The following is a 290-nucleotide window of genomic DNA, read 5'->3' as shown; positions in this document are numbered from 1 at the left end:
GCTCGGGTGTAACCAGCTCTGCAAACATAGGCACAACGCCCGCTAGAGATTCAACTGTGGTACGCGCATAATCATTAAGATCCACATCGAAAAACCAGCCTTTTTCATCACACCAACAATATTTCTGTATCAGTGCACTGCGATTTGACGCTAAATTGGCATAGTACCGAGCTTGCGTTAGCTCGTTTAATTTCTCAAAACAACGTGCGATTTGCGACTCAAGCAATACCAGCAGTGCATTTAAATCCACTGGGATAATGTCTGTTGTACGAATGCTAGCTAAATCGTCA

General features: G+C 43.8%; 1 protein-coding gene. It reads right to left on the bottom strand.

Going from position 1 to position 290, the window contains the following annotated elements; translation table 11 throughout:
* A partial coding sequence (locus CWC11_RS22250; protein ID WP_249330815.1) for a trehalase family glycosidase occupies positions 1-290 on the bottom strand: 290 nt, incomplete at both ends.

Origin of the sequence: Pseudoalteromonas sp. S3178, from assembly GCF_005886985.1 — a bacterium.
GTDB classification, from domain to species: Bacteria; Pseudomonadota; Gammaproteobacteria; order Enterobacterales; family Alteromonadaceae; genus Pseudoalteromonas; species Pseudoalteromonas carrageenovora.
The sequence above is the reverse complement of the archived record's forward strand: the minus strand, read 5'-3'. Positions and strand labels throughout refer to the sequence as shown.